Origin of the sequence: Nocardia asiatica NBRC 100129 (assembly GCF_000308415.1) — a bacterium.
Taxonomy (GTDB): Bacteria; Actinomycetota; Actinomycetes; order Mycobacteriales; family Mycobacteriaceae; genus Nocardia; species Nocardia asiatica.
The window spans coordinates 1-17,633 of record NZ_BAFS01000127.1; the positions used below are offsets into that span (position 1 = coordinate 1).

General features: G+C 67.9%; 14 protein-coding genes and 1 pseudogene. 8 read left to right on the top strand and 7 right to left on the bottom strand.

Annotated features, from left to right (window positions below):
• Window positions 1-1,337, bottom strand: a 1,337-nt coding sequence (locus tag ON27_RS11990; RefSeq protein WP_043724536.1) for an acyl-CoA dehydrogenase family protein, incomplete at its 3' end; no start/stop codon positions are given.
• A 183-nt stretch (window positions 1,338-1,520) separates the two neighbouring features.
• Window positions 1,521-4,346, bottom strand: coding sequence for an ATP-binding protein (locus ON27_RS11995; RefSeq protein WP_043724537.1), 2,826 nt, complete (start codon window positions 4,344-4,346; stop codon window positions 1,521-1,523).
• A 105-nt stretch (window positions 4,347-4,451) separates the two neighbouring features.
• Between ON27_RS11995 and ON27_RS12000 the strand changes: the two genes are divergently transcribed.
• From ON27_RS12000 to ON27_RS12020, 5 genes are all read left to right on the top strand, one after another.
• Entirely contained in the window at window positions 4,452-5,609 is a 1,158-nt protein-coding gene (locus ON27_RS12000; protein ID WP_043724539.1) for an epoxide hydrolase family protein, read from the top strand.
• Window positions 5,610-5,742: 133 nt separating this feature from the next.
• The gene (locus ON27_RS12005) at window positions 5,743-7,530 is read left to right on the top strand and encodes a type IV secretory system conjugative DNA transfer family protein (RefSeq protein ID WP_051046466.1); all 1,788 of its coding nucleotides are present in this window, start codon (window positions 5,743-5,745) and stop codon (window positions 7,528-7,530) included.
• 187 nt (window positions 7,531-7,717) lie between these two features.
• Complete coding sequence (locus tag ON27_RS12010) at window positions 7,718-8,272, top strand: hypothetical protein (RefSeq protein ID WP_157227167.1); 555 nt, start codon at window positions 7,718-7,720, stop codon at window positions 8,270-8,272.
• Window positions 8,269-9,393, top strand: a complete 1,125-nt coding sequence (locus tag ON27_RS12015) for a hypothetical protein (RefSeq protein WP_043724548.1) — start codon at window positions 8,269-8,271, stop codon at window positions 9,391-9,393. Before ON27_RS12010 ends, ON27_RS12015 begins: the two co-directional genes overlap by 4 nt.
• 4 nt (window positions 9,394-9,397) lie before the next feature.
• A complete protein-coding gene (locus ON27_RS12020; RefSeq protein WP_043724552.1) occupies window positions 9,398-10,387 on the top strand; it encodes an FAD-dependent oxidoreductase in 990 nt (329 codons plus the stop codon).
• A 32-nt stretch (window positions 10,388-10,419) separates the two neighbouring features.
• Here the strand turns inward: ON27_RS12020 and ON27_RS12025 are convergent, their stop codons facing one another.
• From ON27_RS12025 to ON27_RS12045, 5 genes are all read right to left on the bottom strand, one after another.
• The gene (locus ON27_RS12025) at window positions 10,420-10,884 is read right to left on the bottom strand and encodes a hypothetical protein (protein ID WP_043724553.1); all 465 of its coding nucleotides are present in this window, start codon (window positions 10,882-10,884) and stop codon (window positions 10,420-10,422) included.
• 94 nt (window positions 10,885-10,978) lie between these two features.
• Window positions 10,979-11,473 (bottom strand): helix-turn-helix domain-containing protein, encoded by a 495-nt coding sequence (locus ON27_RS12030; protein ID WP_157227168.1) that lies wholly within the window; start codon window positions 11,471-11,473, stop codon window positions 10,979-10,981.
• A gap of 258 nt (window positions 11,474-11,731) precedes the next feature.
• Window positions 11,732-13,567 carry an adenylyl-sulfate kinase gene (gene cysC / locus ON27_RS12035; protein ID WP_043724555.1) on the bottom strand — a complete coding sequence of 612 codons (1,836 nt, stop codon included), beginning with the start codon at window positions 13,565-13,567 and terminating at the stop codon, window positions 11,732-11,734.
• Window positions 13,567-14,499 carry a sulfate adenylyltransferase subunit CysD gene (cysD, locus tag ON27_RS12040; RefSeq protein WP_043724558.1) on the bottom strand — a complete coding sequence of 311 codons (933 nt, stop codon included), beginning with the start codon at window positions 14,497-14,499 and terminating at the stop codon, window positions 13,567-13,569. The genes cysC and cysD overlap by 1 nt, the downstream gene beginning before the upstream one ends.
• Window positions 14,500-14,508: 9 nt before the next feature.
• Window positions 14,509-15,408, bottom strand: coding sequence for a helix-turn-helix domain-containing protein (locus tag ON27_RS12045; RefSeq protein ID WP_043724561.1), 900 nt, complete (start codon window positions 15,406-15,408; stop codon window positions 14,509-14,511).
• Window positions 15,409-15,492: 84 nt separating this feature from the next.
• Between ON27_RS12045 and ON27_RS12050 the strand changes: the two genes are divergently transcribed.
• The 3 genes and pseudogenes from ON27_RS12050 to ON27_RS12060 form a co-directional block, all read left to right on the top strand.
• Window positions 15,493-16,656, top strand: coding sequence for a hypothetical protein (locus ON27_RS12050; protein WP_043724565.1), 1,164 nt, complete (start codon window positions 15,493-15,495; stop codon window positions 16,654-16,656).
• The gene (locus tag ON27_RS12055) at window positions 16,656-17,432 is read left to right on the top strand and encodes an SDR family oxidoreductase (RefSeq protein WP_043724568.1); all 777 of its coding nucleotides are present in this window, start codon (window positions 16,656-16,658) and stop codon (window positions 17,430-17,432) included. Before ON27_RS12050 ends, ON27_RS12055 begins: the two co-directional genes overlap by 1 nt.
• A gap of 3 nt (window positions 17,433-17,435) precedes the next feature.
• Window positions 17,436-17,633, top strand: a pseudogene (locus tag ON27_RS12060) (sulfotransferase); the annotation flags it as partial.

The following is a 17,633-nucleotide window of genomic DNA, read 5'->3' on the forward strand; positions in this document are numbered from 1 at the left end:
ATCGGGTTGAGCCGGTTGTCCCGGTAGTGCTGCTCGACGTTGTATTCGCGGGTGTAGCCGTAGCCGCCGAGTACCTGGATCGCCAGGTTGTTGGCCTCCAGGCACCACTGCGAAGGCCAGCTCTTGGCGATCGGGGTCAGGATGTCCAGCAGCGAAGTGAATGCGCGGCGGTCGGCTTCGGAGTCGGCGGTGCGCTGCTCGTCGACCAGCCGCGCGCAGTAGAGCACCAGCGCCAAGGCGCCTTCGGCATAGGACTTCTGCGCCAGCAGCATGCGCTTGACGTCGGCGTGCTCGATGATCGGCCGCTGCGGCGCGGACGGGTCGGCGGGAAGCTTGGCGCGGCCCTGTGTGCGCGTGCGGGCGTAGTCGAGCGACTCGAGATAGCCGGTGTAGCCGAGCGCGGTGGCGACCAAGCCGACGCCGATGCGTGCCTCGTTCATCATGTGGAACATGTAGGTCAATCCGCGATGCGGTTCGCCGACCAGGTAGCCGATCGCCCCGGGCGCGCCAGCCGGAGTCCAGCGGCCCTCGCCGAAATTCAGCACGGTGTTGACCGTGCCGCGGAAGCCCATTTTGTGGTTGATCCCGGCCAGGACGACATCGTTGCGTTCGCCGATCGAGCCGTCGTCGCCGACCAGGAAGCGGGGCACGACGAACAGTGAGATGCCCTTGGTGCCCGCCGGTCCGCCGGGGATCTTGGCCAGCACCAGGTGCACGATGTTCTCGCCGAGTTCGTGATCGCCGCCCGAGATCCACATCTTGGTGCCGAACAGGCGATACGTGCCGTCGTCCTGCGGTTCGGCGCGGGTGACGATATCGGCCAGCGAGGAACCGGCCTGGGGCTCCGACAGGCACATGGTGCCGAAGAACCGCCCCGCGAGCATGGGCTGGACGAACTTCTCGACGTGCTCAGGACCATGGGCGACAAGCAGATTGGCGTTGGCCACGGTGAGGAACGGGTAGCCCGCGGTGCCCGGGTTGGCGGCCTGGAACCAGGCGTAGCTCGCCTGCGCCACGGTCGCGGGCAGCTGCGCGCCGCCGAGCTCGTAATCCATCGCGGCCGAGGGCAGCCCGGCTGCGGCGAAGGCGGCCAGCGCTCGGCCGACCTCCGGAATGATGGTCACGCGTTCGCCGTCGAAGGTGGGTTCGTTGGCGTCGTTGAGCTTGTTGTGCGGCGCGAAGTACTTGGTGGCGAGCTGCTCACTGAGGTCGAGCACGGCGTCGAAGGTCTCCCGCGAGTGCTCGGCGTACCGCGCGCGTTTGGTGAGCCCCTCCACGTCCAGCCACTCGTAGAGCAGGAAATCCAGATCGCGCCGGGACAGCAAGGTCGACCGCATCAGCCCGTCCTTTCGAGACATGTTCCAGCTACTGTATCTTACGGGGCATGGGCGCGGTGTCCGCCACCGTCGCATCGCACCGGCCGAACGGTCCGCAGCCGCGGAGTACGAACAGCGCCGACCCGCCCGCGCCCGGCAGACCATCAGCCGGGGCACGCGGCGGGACGGACCTACGGTGGTCGATCAATCCTCGGACCCGAGCAAGCCGCGTTTCCGCGCGATCGCGGCCGCCTCGGTGCGGCTGGACGCGCCGAGTTTGGCGAGGATGCGCGAGACGTGCACGCCCGCGGTGTTGGCGCTGATGAACAACTCGGCCGCGATCTGCCGGTTGCTCGCGCCCGTGGACACCAGCCGCAGCACGTCGAGTTCGCGCGGTGTCAGACCGGAGGTGCCCGGCGGCGGCAGCGACGGCCGGACGGCGGGTTCGTCGAGAACGAGCCCCGCGCGTTCGGCCAACTGCCGGGCGTGCTCGGCCGGCGGCGGCGCCGACAATCGCTCCGCCAATTCGAGTACGGACCGCAATGCGCTGCGCGCCGCCGCGCGATCGCCCGCGGCCAGTTCCGCTTCGGCGGATTCGAGCAGGGCGCGCGCCAGCTCGTACGGTTGACCCAGGTCTCGCCAGGAAGCCGCCGCCGCGGCCCAGTCGGCGGGGCGGCCACTGCGCACCGCGTGGCAGGCATGCCGGTACGCGGCGTCGACCGAGGTGGTCACCGGCAGTCTCGCGGTAACCGAGCCGAGAACCATCGGAGCGCGCCGCGTTCGGGCGACCGCGTCGGCCAGTGCCCACGCCTCGTGATGGTGCGCGGCCAGATCGTCGGCGCTCAGCGTGGCCGCGCCGATCTCGGCGGCGCGCTGTGGGTTGCCGGTCGCGCGGGCGATCTCGGACTGCACGGTGTGCAGCTGGATCTGGTACTGCCTGGCCCAGCGGCGGTCCCCGAGCAAGGGCTGGGCGGTGGCCGCGCTCGTCGCCGCGGCGTCCACGTCGCCGCGCGCGAGCATGATCCTGGCATGACACAGCAGCAGCGCGGCGGTGCTCAGGGGCGGCAACCGCTCGGTCAGCGAGTCATCGATGAGTTCGAGCGCCTCGTCCCAGCGACCGAGGGCGGTGAGCGCCTGCGCCCATTTGACCAGCAGGATCGGCGCGGCCTCGGCGAAGCGGAAGGTCTCGTGCGCGGCTCGCAGACCCTGCTGGATCGTGGCGACGGCGGCCTCGTTCGCGCCTGCCGACACCAGTAGCGCCGACTCCCACAGCACCACGGTCAGCAGTGTCCCCGGATCCTCGGCGGCCGCGTGCGCCCGTGCGAAATGCGCCGTGGCGACTTCCCGGCGATCCGCGGTGGCCAGCCCGAGATAGGCGTAGGCACGCGCGGCCAGCGGCCGGTCACCCAAGTGTTCGGCCACCTCGGCGGCAGCGCGCGCGTCCTGCTCGGCCGCGGCCGCCGCACCGCGGAACACTCGCGTCGCGGCGAGTTCGGCGAGCACCTCGCCGCGCAGCAGGCTCGGCCGGTCCGGGGGAAGCAACGCCAGCGCCGCGAGCAAGTCGTCCTCGCCGCCGCCCGCGCTCTGATTGCGCAACCCGGCGCGGTAGCGGTGCAGCCGGGCGGCGCGTTCCGGGTCGGTCGCCGCATCGATGGCCGCCAGCGCCTCGTCGGCCGCCGCGATCCCGCGCTCGACGCCGCCACCGCGCCAGCACGCCGCCACGAGCGCTTCCACGACATCGATCCGGTCGGCGTGCACTCGGCTCGCCGCTTCCGTTCCGCGATCCCACGATTCGAGCACCTGGTCCAGATATCGCACCTGATCACGATGTGCGCCGACGCTTTCGGCATCCGTCGCCGCTTCCCACGCGGCGGCCAGGGCCAGCGGCAGTTCTCCGGCGGCATACGCGTGGTGTGCCAGCTCGCCGGAAGGGCATTGAGCCGGGTCGCGCTGACGGAGTGCGACCAGTGCGCGAGAGAGTCTGCTGTGCAGACTTTTTCGCTCCGCCGGTAGGAGATCGTCGTAGACGGCGTCGCGGACGAGGACGTGCCGGAACTCGTAGCCGGTGTCGGTGGCTGTCAGCAGTCGCTGGTCGACCAGCTGGTGCACGGCGGCGGTGAACGCGTCCTCGGGCAGATCGGCGGCGGCCGCCAGCAGGGTGTGCCGGATCGGCGACCCGGCCGCCGCCGCGAGCCGCAGCACCGACGCGGCGTGTTCGGGCAAGTCGGACAGGTACCCGAGCAACAACTCCGACAGCGCGGCGGACGTGGCCTCGGGTGCGGGGCCGAGCGCCTCGACGAAAAGCGGGATTCCCTTGCTGTGCTGGAAGGCTCGCGCGATCGTCCCCGCTTCCGGCTCCCTGCCGTACAGCGCGGCCAACTGCCTGCCCACCTCGTGCTTGGTCAGCGGCGGCGGAGTGAGCAGGCGGACCCCTTGGTCGCGGCGCAGGCCCGCGACCAGCTTGCGCAGCGGTCCGGACTCGGCGGGACGGTAGGTCCCGAGCAAGAACACATCGTCCTGGGCGAGGTTGGCCACCAAGAAAGCGAGCAGATCCAGACTGGCCTCGTCGGCCCAGTGCAGATCCTCCAGCACCACGACCACGGGTTTGGTCATCGAGAACCGTTCCAGCACGGTCAGGATCTCGCCGAACAAGCGGAGGCGATCAATTTCGGTCTCCGCCGCCCCGCACCGTGCGGCCAGTTCGGGCAGCCAGCGCGCCAGCGCGGGCTTCGTCGCGGGAAGCGCGGCCGCGAGTCCTTCCACGCCCTGGTCTCGCAGCAGTGCGCGCATGACCGTCACGAACGGCGTGAACGGCACCCCCCGCGCGCCGAACTCCGGGCACCGTCCGGACAGCACCGACGTGCCGGCGCGGAGCCGCGTGCCGAACTCCGCGACCAATCGCGACTTGCCGATGCCCGCTTCGCCCTCTACCAGCACGGTATGCACCGAAGGATCCCGATAGGCGCTCTGCAACGCCGCAAGCTCAGCGGCCCGCCCGACGAAGGCGCCGCACACAGGAAGGCTGACCACGGCGCGATCATGCCCGCACCGCGCGGCCCGTGCCAACCGTGCGCCGCACGAAATAAGGAGTTCTCGTGATTCGCCCACCCCCTCTTTACCTGAAGTATCAATGCCATGACGAACCGCGAGATCCGCCCATTCCGCATCGACATTCCCCAAGCCGAACTGGACGACCTTCGCCTGCGCCTGACCCGCACCCGCTGGATCGATGACCTGCCCGGTGCCGGTTGGGAGCGCGGTGTGCCGACCGCCTACCTGAAGGGGTTGGCCGGGTACTGGGCCGAGAAGTTCGACTGGCGGGCCGCCGAGTCGGAGCTGAACGCCTACCCGCAGTTCACCACCACCATTGCCGGACAGCACGTGCACTTCCTGCAGGTGCGCTCGCCTCAGGACGACGCCACGCCGTTGCTGTTGCTGCACGGCTGGCCCAGTTCGGTGGCCGACTTCCGTGACGTGATCGGCCCGCTCACCGACCCCGCCGCGCACGGAGCCCCGGACGCGCCCGCCTTTCACCTGGTCATCCCCTCGCTGCCCGGCCACGGCTTCTCGGGTCCGATCACCGAGCCGGGCTGGAACGACAGCCGGATCGCGGCGGCGCTCGCCGAACTCATGGCCCGCCTGGGTTACCACCGCTACGGCGTGCACGGTGGCGACCACGGCTCCTTCATCGCCCCCGGTATCGGGCGCATCGACACCGAGCACGTAGTCGGTGTGCACGTCAACGCGCTGGTCACCTTCCCCACCGGCGACCCCGCCGACCTGGCCGCGCTCACCGACGCGGAACAGGCGCGGCTGGGCGCGATGAAGAAGTTCCAGGACGACGGCTCGGCCTACATGAAGTTGCAGGGCTCCCGCCCGAACACCATCGCCCAGTTGCTCGCCGATTCCCCGGTCGGTCAACTCGGGTGGATCGTGGAGAAGTACCGTGAGTGGTCCGACCAGTCCCACGATCTACCCGAACAGGCCGTCCACGTCGATCGCCTACTGACCACGGTGAGCATCTACTGGTTCACCGACACCGCCCGCAGCGTCGCGAACTTCTACTACGAACGCTTCCACGACGCGACCATGTTCGCCCCGAAGCCGAAGGGCACCGTGCCGACCGGCGTAGCGGTGTTCAAGGACGGCGACTACGCCATCCGCCGCTTCGCCGAACGGGCACACCACATCACCCACTGGTCGGAGTTCTACTCCGGCGGGCACTTCCCGGCACTCGAGGTCCCCGACCTACTGGTCGGCGACATGCGGGAATTCTTCCGCTCCCTCAGCTGACGAGGTTCGCCCCTCCCACCACGGCGTCCGTGTCTCGCTCACGATCCGTCGGTAGCGGTCTGCGGCTTTGACACCGCCGATGCCACGTGCTGACATGCTGATGGCGGAGTGGCTTTCGTGGAGGGGTGGGGCGATGACGAAGGTGAAGATCGAGCAGACCGTCGAGGTGAGCTTCGTCGTCCGCGTGTTCCTCTGGATCGTTCTCGCGGCGGGGATCGTTGTCGTCGCGATGCACGTCGGGAACGCGCGGTCTGTCGCTCGCCAGAATGTTCCCGCGAATCCGATCGCCGCGATCGAGCAGTTGGTCCGAGGAGAGCTGCGGTGGCCGCCCGGCGCCACGACGACGCTGATCGTCGCGATCACGATCATCGCCCTGGGCCGGCTCGCGCTGATTGCGATCCGGGAACTCGGCGCACGAGCAGGGCGAGCTGTCGACCAGAAGGCCCTGTTCATGGCAACCGGAAAGGCACTGGCACCACTCACAGCGACCACGGCCCGAGAAAAAGCGAACTCGCTCGGAATACGGCTCGGAGATGACGACGCTCCCGGCGTGTTCATCGGCACCTCGGTCATGGGCGCCGAGCGGCTGTACGGATCGCATCAAGATCTCTACTTGGATATCTGGGGTCCGCGGCAGGGAAAGTCGACCTGCCGGGCGATCCCCGCGATCGTTGATGCCCTCGGCCCGGTGATCGCGACGTCGAACAATCGCGACATCGTGGACGCGACCCGGCGCGTTCGCGCGGCGAAGGGAAGCTCGATCTGGGTCTTCGATCCCGACGGGGTGGCGGGCGAGGCGCCGGAGTGGTTCTGGGACCCCATCGCCTGGGTCGGCGGCGACGACGTCCGGGCCGCGCATCTGGCCCGTCACTTCGCCGACGCGGACAAACGCACCGATGCGCACGACTATTTCGAGATCGAGGGCGAGGAGCTACTGGCCGCACTGTTCCTGGCCGCGTCCGTCGACCGCCGTTCGATCGTGCAGGTGTGGGAGTGGGTGACCTATCCACAGGACACCGAACCGCTCGAACTGCTGCGCAAGCATCAGCGTTCCTTCGCGGCGGCGGGACTGGCGGCGGTGTACAACATGGACATACGCCAGCAGCACGGTATCTTCGGCACCGCCAAGAAGATGGTGCGCTGCCTCAAATTCACCGGTATCCATCCGTGGATCACCCCGGACTCCGATCGGCAGTCGTTCGATGAGGCCGAGTTCATCGACACGCGAGGCACGTTGTACGCGTTGTCGATCGGAGGGCGCAGTGCGGCGGCGCCCTTGATCAGCGCCTTCGTCGAGGCGGTGCTGGATGTCGCGGCAGCGCGGTACGGGACCGGCACTCCGTCGCTGGCGGTCCTGGACGATGCCGCCAACGTGGTCCGCTGGCGCGACTTTCCGCAGCGGTACGGCTATTACGGCTCCCGCGGCGTCGTCGTGATGACGCTGCTGCAGTCCTGGGCGCAAGGAGTCCGCTGCTGGGGCCGAGACGGAATGAACGAACTGTGGTCGGCCGCGACGATCAAGTCGGTGGGCAGCGGAGTCGACGATGTTCCCTTCCTGCGTGATCGGATGGACGGAATCGGCGATCACGATGTCGAGTCACGAAAGGTCACGGTGTCGACCCGCGGTATCGGATATTCGAAGTCGATCACCTCGACAAGCACGCTCGGCGTCTCGGAACTGCGGTCGTTACCGCGGGGCCGAGCGGTACTGTTCACATCCGGCACACCGCCGGTGCTGGTCGAGACCGAACCATGGTGGGAAGGGCCGCACGCCGACGAGGTGCGGGCATCCATCGACCGCTACGGGATCCGCAGCATGCGGAGTCTGATCGAGCGCGGAGATGATTCCGGGCAACCCGGCCAGGTGTACGACGGCCGGACCGACGCGAATGTGCCGCCGTCGGAGCGAGATCCGATGTGATGTCGTCCGGTCGCGGTGGTGGTACCTTGAACGCCGAACCGGCCGGGCGCGAGGTTCTGTGACCACGATGGTGGAATCAGGCGCGGCGCTCGGCATCGTTTTCGTACCGCTCGACCGGACCGATCGCCGGGAGTCGGGCGGTGGGGTGGGTTGCGGGGTGTGACGTCTGATGGGTTCCTTATGGCGCATGAGACGCTCGGCTGGTGACACAGCGGAGTTCGCGGGCCGGGGGCAAGATGGGGCACCGCGCTTCGTCCCGAGCCCCGCGATGGTGCGTGCGGTCGAGCATCGCACCCGGTTGCTGCTGCAGCGCATGAAGGTGCGCGAATTGCTGACCATGCGCCAGCTGATCGACCGCTATTGCGAATTCACCGGCGCGACGGTGGTTCTGCAGGAGAAATTGCTGCCGGTCGATTGTTTCTTCGCGATCACGCTGAAGCTTTCGACGCCGCCCGACACCTATGTGATCGCGTATCAGAAGGCGACACCCGCCTGGCATCAGGACCACGGGATCGGGCACGAGTTCGCGCACATCATCGCCGGGCACTACGAGAGCGAGAACGTCCACCGACATTCGACGACGTCCCCGGAGCGGGAATGGGAAGCGGAGTACACGGCGAACCTGCTCGCGCGGTGGTCCTATGAAGTGGGCCGGGTGCTCGATCGGCAACGCGCGATCCGCCCGTTGCAGCGGTCCGAAGACCCGTCGCTGCCGCTCCAGGAGAGAATGGGCTGGCTGTGATCTACATACCGCACGGGTGGCTCATCGCGGCCTTCACCGCGGCCATGATCTGGAAGGCGAGCCAGTATCGCCGAAATCAGGATGTCGCCCTGCTCGCGGTGGTGGGGGCCTTCTTCTTCCTCGCGTCGGGATATGCGTTCGGCGAGTACGTCCAGGACCGCTCGGACCCGTGGCTGCTGACCGCGATGGGATACGAATTCGTCGGCACCGTCCTGCTGATCGGGTCCAAGGTGTGCATCGTGGCGTTCTTCGTGCTGGCCTCCCGGCGCACCGCGCAAACGAAGAAGATCATGGCCGCGCTGGGTATTCCGCTTGTCGCGTCGATCATCGTCCTTTCTGTGTGCGCCGTCGTCGCGGGCCCTGACGCGAAGCCCTACGGGTTCAGCGACCCCGCCGTGGTCGGCTTCAACCTCGGGGAGAAGGTGATCACGTTGCCGGCCGGGTTGCTGATCGTCTTCTACTGCTTCGCCTATTTGCGTTTGCTCTCGGGGACGCCGGCCCATGGAATCATGCTCGCCGCGGTGGGCGCGGTATTGATGCTCGCCGCCACCGTGACCTTCACCGTCCAACTCGGGTACTACGCGGCATCGGCGCGGCCACCGCGGGCGCTCGTGGCGCTGGGGCGGTGGGAGGTCTATCTGGGGCAGTTCGTCTTCCTTCTGGGTGTGTCCTGGTACGGCTTGGTGATGCGGATCCGGGCTGTGGTCGTCGGTCTCGGGGCGTTGCGCGACGTTCTGTTGCTGTGGCGGCTGTGGCGTTTCGCGGTCGGCGTGATCACCCGGTTCCTGCCGGAACGGCGAATGCCGGGTTTCCGCGCCCGGCAACCCTTGGCGGCCGTCATGGAATGGCGCCAGGCGATGATGGTCGACATTCGCGATGCCCTTATGCTGCTCAGCCCGCAGATCGACCCGATGTCCACCGCCACCGTTTCCGGGTACGCGCGGGAACTCGAGCGTGTCGCCGCGGCCAACCGCGAGCGGCCGGTGCTGTACGGCGAGCCGCACCGCGCGGCCGTGGACACGGCTGATACCTTCGACGCGGACCGTAAATTGCTCGTGGCCCTCGGGGGAGACATGATTCGGGTGCGTCGTCGATGGGTCCGGCCCGCTGTGAGAGTGTGACCTGATGTTTCGAGCGGAGGTCGTCGGCTGCGGCATCGGAGGGGCGTGTGCCGCGCTCGCGATGGCGAAAGTCGGTGCCAGCGTTCAGGTCTACGAGACCGCAGCGCGCAGTGCCGAGATCGGCGGGTGGGTCACCCTCGGTCCCGCGGCGTCGACCGCGCTCGACCGGATCGGTCTGGGCGAGCGGGTCAGGGCGGCCGGATTTCCGGTGGTCAGGGTCACCACCGTCGACCTGGTCACCGGGCGAACGGGATCTTTCGCCCGGACCGAGCCCGGCCATCGCTGGTCCAGCACCCACGTGTGGCGCAAGGATCTGCTGGCGTTGCTGCGCGAAGGCATGGAAGAAGCGGATGTCCCGTGCGAATACGGCACTCGCGTCGATCCCGGCAGGCGGACAGGTGATCTGCTGGTCGGCGCGGACGGTGCTCGTTCGGCCACTCGGCGCATGCTCGGCGACCTTCGTGAGCCCACCTACACGGGCCAATCGATCCGGTACGGGCACTGCCCGATTCCGGCGGGTGGGTTACCGAGGAACGTGCTGCACTTCTGGTCGCACTCGGCGGGCGTGGTGGGATACGTGGGGGACGACCGTGACGGATCGTTCTGGTTCAGCAGGCGAAACGTCGCGTCCGCGGCTTCGGCGGTCGACCCGGACGTGTTCCTCGAGCCATTGCGGGGCACCCCGGTGGCGGAGGTGCTGGAGAGTTCCGAGGTGAGCGCGCCGATCGCCCTCTACGAACTCGAACCCGAGGGAAACTGGCACAACGCGGATACCGTTCTGATCGGCGACGCCGCGCATGCCGTTTCGCCGGCAGCGGGACGGGGCGCGACCTCCGCCATCGAGGATGCGATCGTCCTGGCCAGAACCCTGCGCAGTGCCGACTCCATCGCCGCGGCGCTGGAGTCCTACACGGCGGTCCGCCGGCCGATAGCGCAAGCGACCTATCGGCCGGGACCTGCGCCGCGAGTCTCACCGGCGGATCTGCGACTCTGACTGCCAGGACCGCCAGGGTCTGCTGAACGCTTTCACCAATCGTGCTTCGGTACCAGCTCTGCCTTCACTTCTGCGAGGAGGTCGCTTTGGAGCGACGAGCAATGCGCCCACCAGTCGGGGTAGGTCACCGGGTCCCGAACGACGTCGTGCAATCCCCGTGCATGAGCGACTACGCGGTCCCGCAGAGCGTCTGAGCAGATGAGTTCCACTCGCTTCTCGGCCAGCCATACGCTTTCGATGAGCCGCTTCAGATCGGCAGGGGCTTCTCCGCGCTCCCGGACATCGAGTTCTCCTTGTAGCCGCTGTGCGGTCTCGAGGTAGTCGACTATCGCTGACTTCAACTCGTCTCTGCGGGCAAGGTGACTCTCCGCGAGGAACTTGAGCTTCGCCGCACGCGCCGAACTCCGCTGCACCGCAACGGTTGCCGATGCGCCGAGCCCCGCGCCGAGCAGCGGCAGCAGGCCCGTGACCAACGTTGAAACGATCCCTGTCGACATGCCCTCAATTCTCGCGATCGACTGCCGATCTTGATCCTGATTGCCCGATCTCACCTACCGGACCTCGTGTCGTCCGAGTGTGACAACCGGTGGCTCAGGCGTTTTCCCCACCGTCGCCCGGATCGGCGGGTCGGCGATAGAGTTCGTGCTGTTGGAGATCGCGCAGGATGTTGCCGACTATGTTCCCGAATGTCGATCGGCCGAGTGCGTTCAGTGTGCTGAGTTCGGAGAGACGGAAACCGATCGCCTCCACGCCCGCCTCGGACAGCTCAGCGCCCAGCCGGGATTCGATGTCGGCTTGCTGTGCTGCCGCGCCGTCGAGGAACTCGCGCACGTCCACGCCCAGCGCCACGGAAATCCCTTCGATGGTGCGGAAACTGGGATTGCGAACACGGCCGAGCCGGATGTGCGAGACCTGGGCCGGGCTCAGCGGATAGCCGAGCGCGGTCGAGCGCTCGGCGATGTCTTTGTTGGAGTAGCTCCGTGAATCTCGTTGCTGAGCAGTGACGATCACCCGATTGAGGTGCCGCGCGATGGGGCCTGCGTCTTCCGTCGGCTCGTCGCTGATCTGATCTCCCTCGCCAGACACGATCTGTGCCACCAACCTCCCGAGCCGGCCTGCCACTGTGCATAGATGGTATCCGGCGGTAAAGGATCTGAGCGCACTGGCTAGGCCCCTAGCGCTTTACAATCAGATCCTATCGCTCTACGCTCGTATCCGAACCGATTGTCGCCCGAAAGCCGGCTTCGTGTATCGACTATGGAGGGGATAGCCGATCTGCGAACGGCGGCGAATCGGGGAAGTCGAAGGGCAGACGGCCGAAAGCCGTCTGCCCTTCGGACGTGCTCAGTCCAACCGGCTCAACCTCGCGATGACGGTCGCCGCCATCGATGTCGGGTCGCCGTGATCGGGGCGTAGGACGATCTCGGCTTCTGTCGGCGCTTCGTAGGGGTCATCGATGCCGGTGAAGCCGCGGATCTCGCCGGCGCGGGCCTTGGCGTACATGCCTTTGGGGTCGCGGGCTTCGCAGACCGCCAGTGGCGTGTCGACGAATACCTCCAGGAACGGGATGCCCGCGGCTTCGTGCGCGGCGCGGACGCGGTCGCGATCGGCGCGGTAGGGGCTGATCAACGAGACCACGGCGACCACACCGGCCTCGGCGAACAGTTTCGCTACCTCGCCGACGCGGCGGACGTTCTCTTCCCGGTCGGCGGCGCTGAACCCGAGATCGGAATTGAGCCCGTGGCGCAGGTTGTCGCCGTCGAGGAGGAAGGCCGGGCGGCCCGCGGCCACCAACCGGCGCTCCAATTCGACGGCGACTGTGGACTTTCCGGAGCCGGACAGACCGGTCAGCCAGACCGTCAGGCCGCGGGTGGCGCGCTCGTCGCGCTCGACGGCGGTGGAGTGCCAGACCACCCGGGAGGACGGCAGGCTGGGGCCGGTGATCATGCCGGCGGCGACGGTGTTGTTGGTGGTGTCGTCGACGAGGACGAAGCTGCCGGTGGCGCGATTGCGGCGGTACGGGTCGAACAGCAAGGGCTGCCGGGTGCGCAGCTGGACGCGGCCGATCTCGTTGAGCGACAGCGACTCCGCGTGCTCGTCGCGATGCAGCGTGTTGACGTCGAGCCGGTAGTCCAGCGAGCGCACCTCGGCGGTGGCCGCCCGAGTGGTGTGCCGGATGGTGTAGGCGGCGCCGGGTGTCAACTGGGTGTCCTCGGCGAACCAGCACACCATCGCGTCGAGATCGCGGCCAGCGCTCGGCCGGTTGTTCGGACGACAGATCAGGTCGCCGCGGGAGATGTCCAGTTCGTCGGCGAGCTGGATGGTGACCGCCTGCGGCGGAAACGCTTCCGCGATCGGTGCGCCGCCCGGCCCCCAGATTGCCGCCACCGTGGTGGTGAAACCCGAGGGCAGCACCGCCACTTCGTCACCCGGCTTGAAGACCCCGCCCGCCACGGTGCCCGCATAACCGCGGAAGTCCTGCGCGTGGCTGCGGGTGACGTACTGCACCGGGAAGCGGGCATCGATCAGGTTGCGGTCGGAGGCGATGTGCACCTCTTCCAGGTGGTGCAGCAGGGGAGTGCCCTCGTACCACGGCATGCTCGCGCCCCGGTGCACGATGTTGTCGCCGTGCAGCGCCGACACGGGCACGAAGGTCAGATCGGAAACGTCGAGTTTGGAGGCGAACCGGGCGAATTCCTCGCGGATCTCCTCGAACCGCTCCTGCGACCAGTCGACCAGGTCCATCTTGTTCACGCACAGCACCAGGTGCGGGATGCCGAGCAGACTGGCCAGGAACGCGTGCCGCCGGGTCTGTTCGACCACGCCCTTGCGGGCGTCCACCAGGATCAGCGCCAAGTCGGCCGTGGAGGCGCCGGTCACCATGTTGCGGGTGTACTGCACGTGGCCCGGGGTGTCGGCGATGATGAATTTTCTTCTCGGCGTAGCGAAATAGCGATGTGCCACGTCGATGGTGATGCCCTGTTCGCGTTCGGCGCGCAGGCCGTCGGTGAGCAGGGCCAGGTTGGGGTAGTCGTCGCCGCGATCGCGGCTGGTGCGCTCCACCGCGGCGAGTTGATCGGTGAACAGCGTCTTGGAGTCGAACAGCAGCCTGCCGATCAGCGTCGACTTGCCGTCGTCGACGCTGCCCGCGGTGGCCAGGCGCAACAGTGTGGTCGTCATCAGAAGTAGCCTTCGCGTTTGCGGTCTTCCATACCTGCCTCGGAGATGCGGTCGTCGGCGCGAGTGGCGCCGCGCTCGGTGACTCGCGCCGCGGCGACCTCGGCGACCACCTCCGCGGGTGTGGCCGCGGCGGATTCGACGCAGCCGGTGCACGTCGCGTCGCCGACGGTGCGGAACCGCACGGTGGCCTCGTAGGGCTGCTCGCCGGCGAGCAGGTGCAGAAAACGGGTGTGCGCCAACAGCATTCCATCGCGCTGCACCACCGGCCTGCGGTGGGCGTAGTAGAGCGGGGGCAGTTCGATGTCCTCGGCCGCGATATAGCTCCAGATGTCCAGTTCGGTCCAGTTCGACAGCGGGAACACCCGGATGTGCTCGCCCGCGCGGTGCCTGCCGTTGTAGAGGTTCCACAGCTCGGGGCGCTGTCTGCGCGGATCCCACTGGCCGTACTCGTCGCGGAAGCTGAACACCCGCTCCTTGGCGCGGGCCTTCTCCTCGTCGCGGCGCGCGCCGCCGAAGACCGCGTCGAACGCGCCCTCCTGGATCGAGCGCAGCAGCGTCGTCGTCTGCAACCGATTGCGGGAGGCGCGCGGCCCGGTCTCCTCCACCACCCGTCTCGCATCGATGTCGTCCTGGACCCGCCCGACCACCAAGCGCAGGCCCAGGCGCGCCACCGTCTCGTCGCGGTAGGCGATCACCTCGTCGAAATTGTGCCCGGTGTCGATGTGCAGCACCGGGAACGGCAGCGGTGCGGGCCAGAAGGCCTTCGCCGCCAGGTGCAGCATCACCACCGAGTCCTTGCCGCCGGAGAACAGCAACACCGGGCGCTCGAATGTCGCTGCCACTTCACGGAATATGTGCGCCGACTCGGCCTCGAGCGCGTCCAGATGGGGCAGCTCGTAGGTGCTCGCCGTCGACTTCGCGTACTGGCTCACACCGCAAAACTAGAACACGTTTCGGTTGTTGGTCAATGGTTTGCGCCCGCCCGACTTCGCCGTCACCGCGTCGGCGGCGGCGACCAGCGCGCCGCCGCGGCGGGCGATCTCGGCCCCGGTGACAGAGCGGCCGACGTACATCGTGAGCACCATGTTCTGCCTGCCGTCGGCGTCGTAAGTCGGCGCGGCGAGCAGGCTGACGGCGTGTTCCTTGCGTGGTCGCAGATCCGCGCCCAGGTACACCCGCTCGCCGAGGCTCGTCACCAGCTCACCGACCAGTTCTCGCAGCTCGGGAGGCAGATCGCGGTCGGCGACTCCGGCCAGCAGCGAGTACAGCCGCCGCCCGGCCGTGGTCATGCTCTCCACCAGGAAGCCGCGCTCGCGGCATTCGGCGACGACTCGGCGCAGCCGCGCCTCGTCCTGCCGCAGCGGCACCGCGGGCGGCTTGGCCAGCCAGTCGTCGAACGCCGCGTCGGTGTCCCAGAGCACGTACATCAGGCCGACCGGCGGCGCGAAATGGTAGGCCGCGCCCACCTTCACCAGGCCGGGACCGGTGCTCTCCAGCACCATGATCTGTTCGCCGACCACCGCCGACGCGGTGCAGGTGGTGTGGTAGCGAGCGGAGAGTTCCGCCAGCTCGGCGCGGGCGAGAGCGGAGACGGCGAAACTGTCCTGCGCGACCCGGCCCGCGGCGATCAGCGCCGGTCCGAGTCCGTAGGTGCGGGTGCCCGCGTCGCGCACCAGGTAGCCGCCCGAGGTCAGCTCGGTGAGGATGCCCAGGCAGGTCGGCTTGGCGAGGTCGAGTTCGCGGGCGAGCTCGGAGAGCCCGAAGCGTTTTCCGCGCTGTTCGACGAAGAAATCCAGGACCTGAACCACCCGTGCGGTGGGCGCGGACCGACGGCCGACCATTGACCACTCCTAGAACACGTTCTAATCTTTCCCTAATTGAAATGTACCAGAGTGGTACATATTTGGAACACCGGAGAGAGCCTCTTGCTGACACAGCCGTTCGCGGACGCCATCGCCGCCGCCGAGCAGATCATCACCGGAGCCGCGCACATCCGCACCGAACAGGACCTCGTCGAGGGCTACGACTATCTGGCGGGCAGCATTCGCGCGTCGTTGCAGATGGCCTGGGCCTACGAGCGGGATTTCCCGTTCTTCGTGATGTCCACCGGCCCCTACACGAAAATGGGCTTGGACAACCCCGACACCCTCTATTTCCACTCCTATCTGCGGCCGGACGCGGAATACGTGGTGACCGGCACCCGCGGCACCACCCGCGACCTGAGCTTCCAGGTGCTCAACGGCAATTATTCGCCGGTGGACGTGCCCGACAGCCTCACCGCCTTCGACGACCGCGAACTCGACATCCGCCCGGACGGGTCCTACGAGATCCGGTTCGGTCCGGGCGAAGCGCGCCGCGGTTACGTGCACCTGGGCGACGACGCGGCGATGCTCGTGGTGCGCGAGGTGCACAGCGATTGGGCCACCGAGAAGGCGGGCACGATCCGCATCCAGCGGGTGGACCGGATCGGCGACGCGCCGCCGCCGCTGACCAAGGACGTGCTCACCAAGCGGTACGGCGTGGCGGGCAAGATGCTGGTGTCGCGGTTGCAGACCTTCCTCGCCTTCCCGGAGTGGTTCTATCTGAACCTGCCGGTGAACACGCTGACCGAGCCCAGGCCGACGCCGGGCGGGCTGAGCACGCAATTCTCCTCGGTCGGTCACTACGACCTGGACGACGACCAGGCCATGATCATCACGGTGCCCAAGTCCGACGCCCCCTATCAGGGCTTCCAGCTCGGCAGCATGTGGTACCTGTCGCTGGACTACATCAACCACCAGACCAGCCTCACCGCCGACCAGGCGCAGGTGGACCCGGACGGGATGATCCGGCTGGTGGTCAGCGAACGCGACCCCGGTCTGGCCAACTGGATCGAGCGCACCGGGCACGCCAGGGGATACCTGCAGTTCCGCTGGCAGCGGTTGTCGCGGGAGATGAAACCGGACGACGGGCCGACCGTGGAAGTGGTGCCCGTCGCCGACCTGCCCGCCCGCTTGCCGTTCCACGACCAGGCGAGCGTCACGCCGGAGCAATGGCGGGCCCGGATCGCGGCGCGTCAGGTCGCCGTGGCGGAGAGGATGCTGGGCTGATGTTGTTGCAGGACAAGGTCGTCGTCGTCTCCGGCGTGGGGCCGGGGCTGGGGCGCGCGATCGCCGTGCAATGCGCGCGGGCGGGCGCGGACGTGGTGCTCGCCTCCCGGACCGAGTCGCGGCTGACCGAAGTGGCCGAGGAGATCACCGCACTCGGCAGGCGCGCGGCGGTGGTGCCGACCGACATCGACGACGAGGCCGCGGCGGTCAACTTGGTCGAGTCCGCGCACAGCGCGTTCGGCAAGGTCGACACGCTGGTGAACAACGCCTTTGCGATTCCGCCCATCGTCGACCTCGCCGACGTCGACCTGGACCAGGTGCGCGCGGGCTTCGAGACGAACGTGCTGGCCGCGTTGCGTCTGACCAGGCTGTTCGTGCCCGCCCTCACCGAGACCAAGGGATCGGTGGTGATGATCAACTCGGCGGTGCTGCGCCACTCGCGGCGGACTTTCGGGCCGTACAAGATGGCCAAGGCCAGCCTGCTGGCGCTGGCCCAGAGCCTGGCCACCGAACTCGGGCCGAAGGGCATCCGGGTGAATTCCGTCGCGCCCGGGTACATCTGGGCCGACAACTTGAAGTGGTACTTCAACTATCTGGCCAAGCAGCGGGGCACCACTCCCGAGGAGGTCTACACCGAGACCGCGAAGACCACCGACCTGCGCAAACTTCCCGAACCCGACGAGATCGCCGACGCGGTGGTGTTCTTCGCCTCCGCCATGGCGCGCGCGATCACCGGCGCGTGCCTGGACGTCAACGCCGGCGAATACCACCACTAGGAGATGACCGTGATCGGTAGGGACGACGTCGGGACCATCGAAGACCTGCACGCCTCGGCGACCAAGGTGGTCGGGTTGGACGATTTCGGCACCGACGACTACCGCGAGGGACTCGCGGTGCTGCTCGAGTCCTATGCCAACGACGCCGAACTGACCCCCTTCGGCAACAAGGTGAACCGCGCGTTCCTGCGCGGCGCGTTG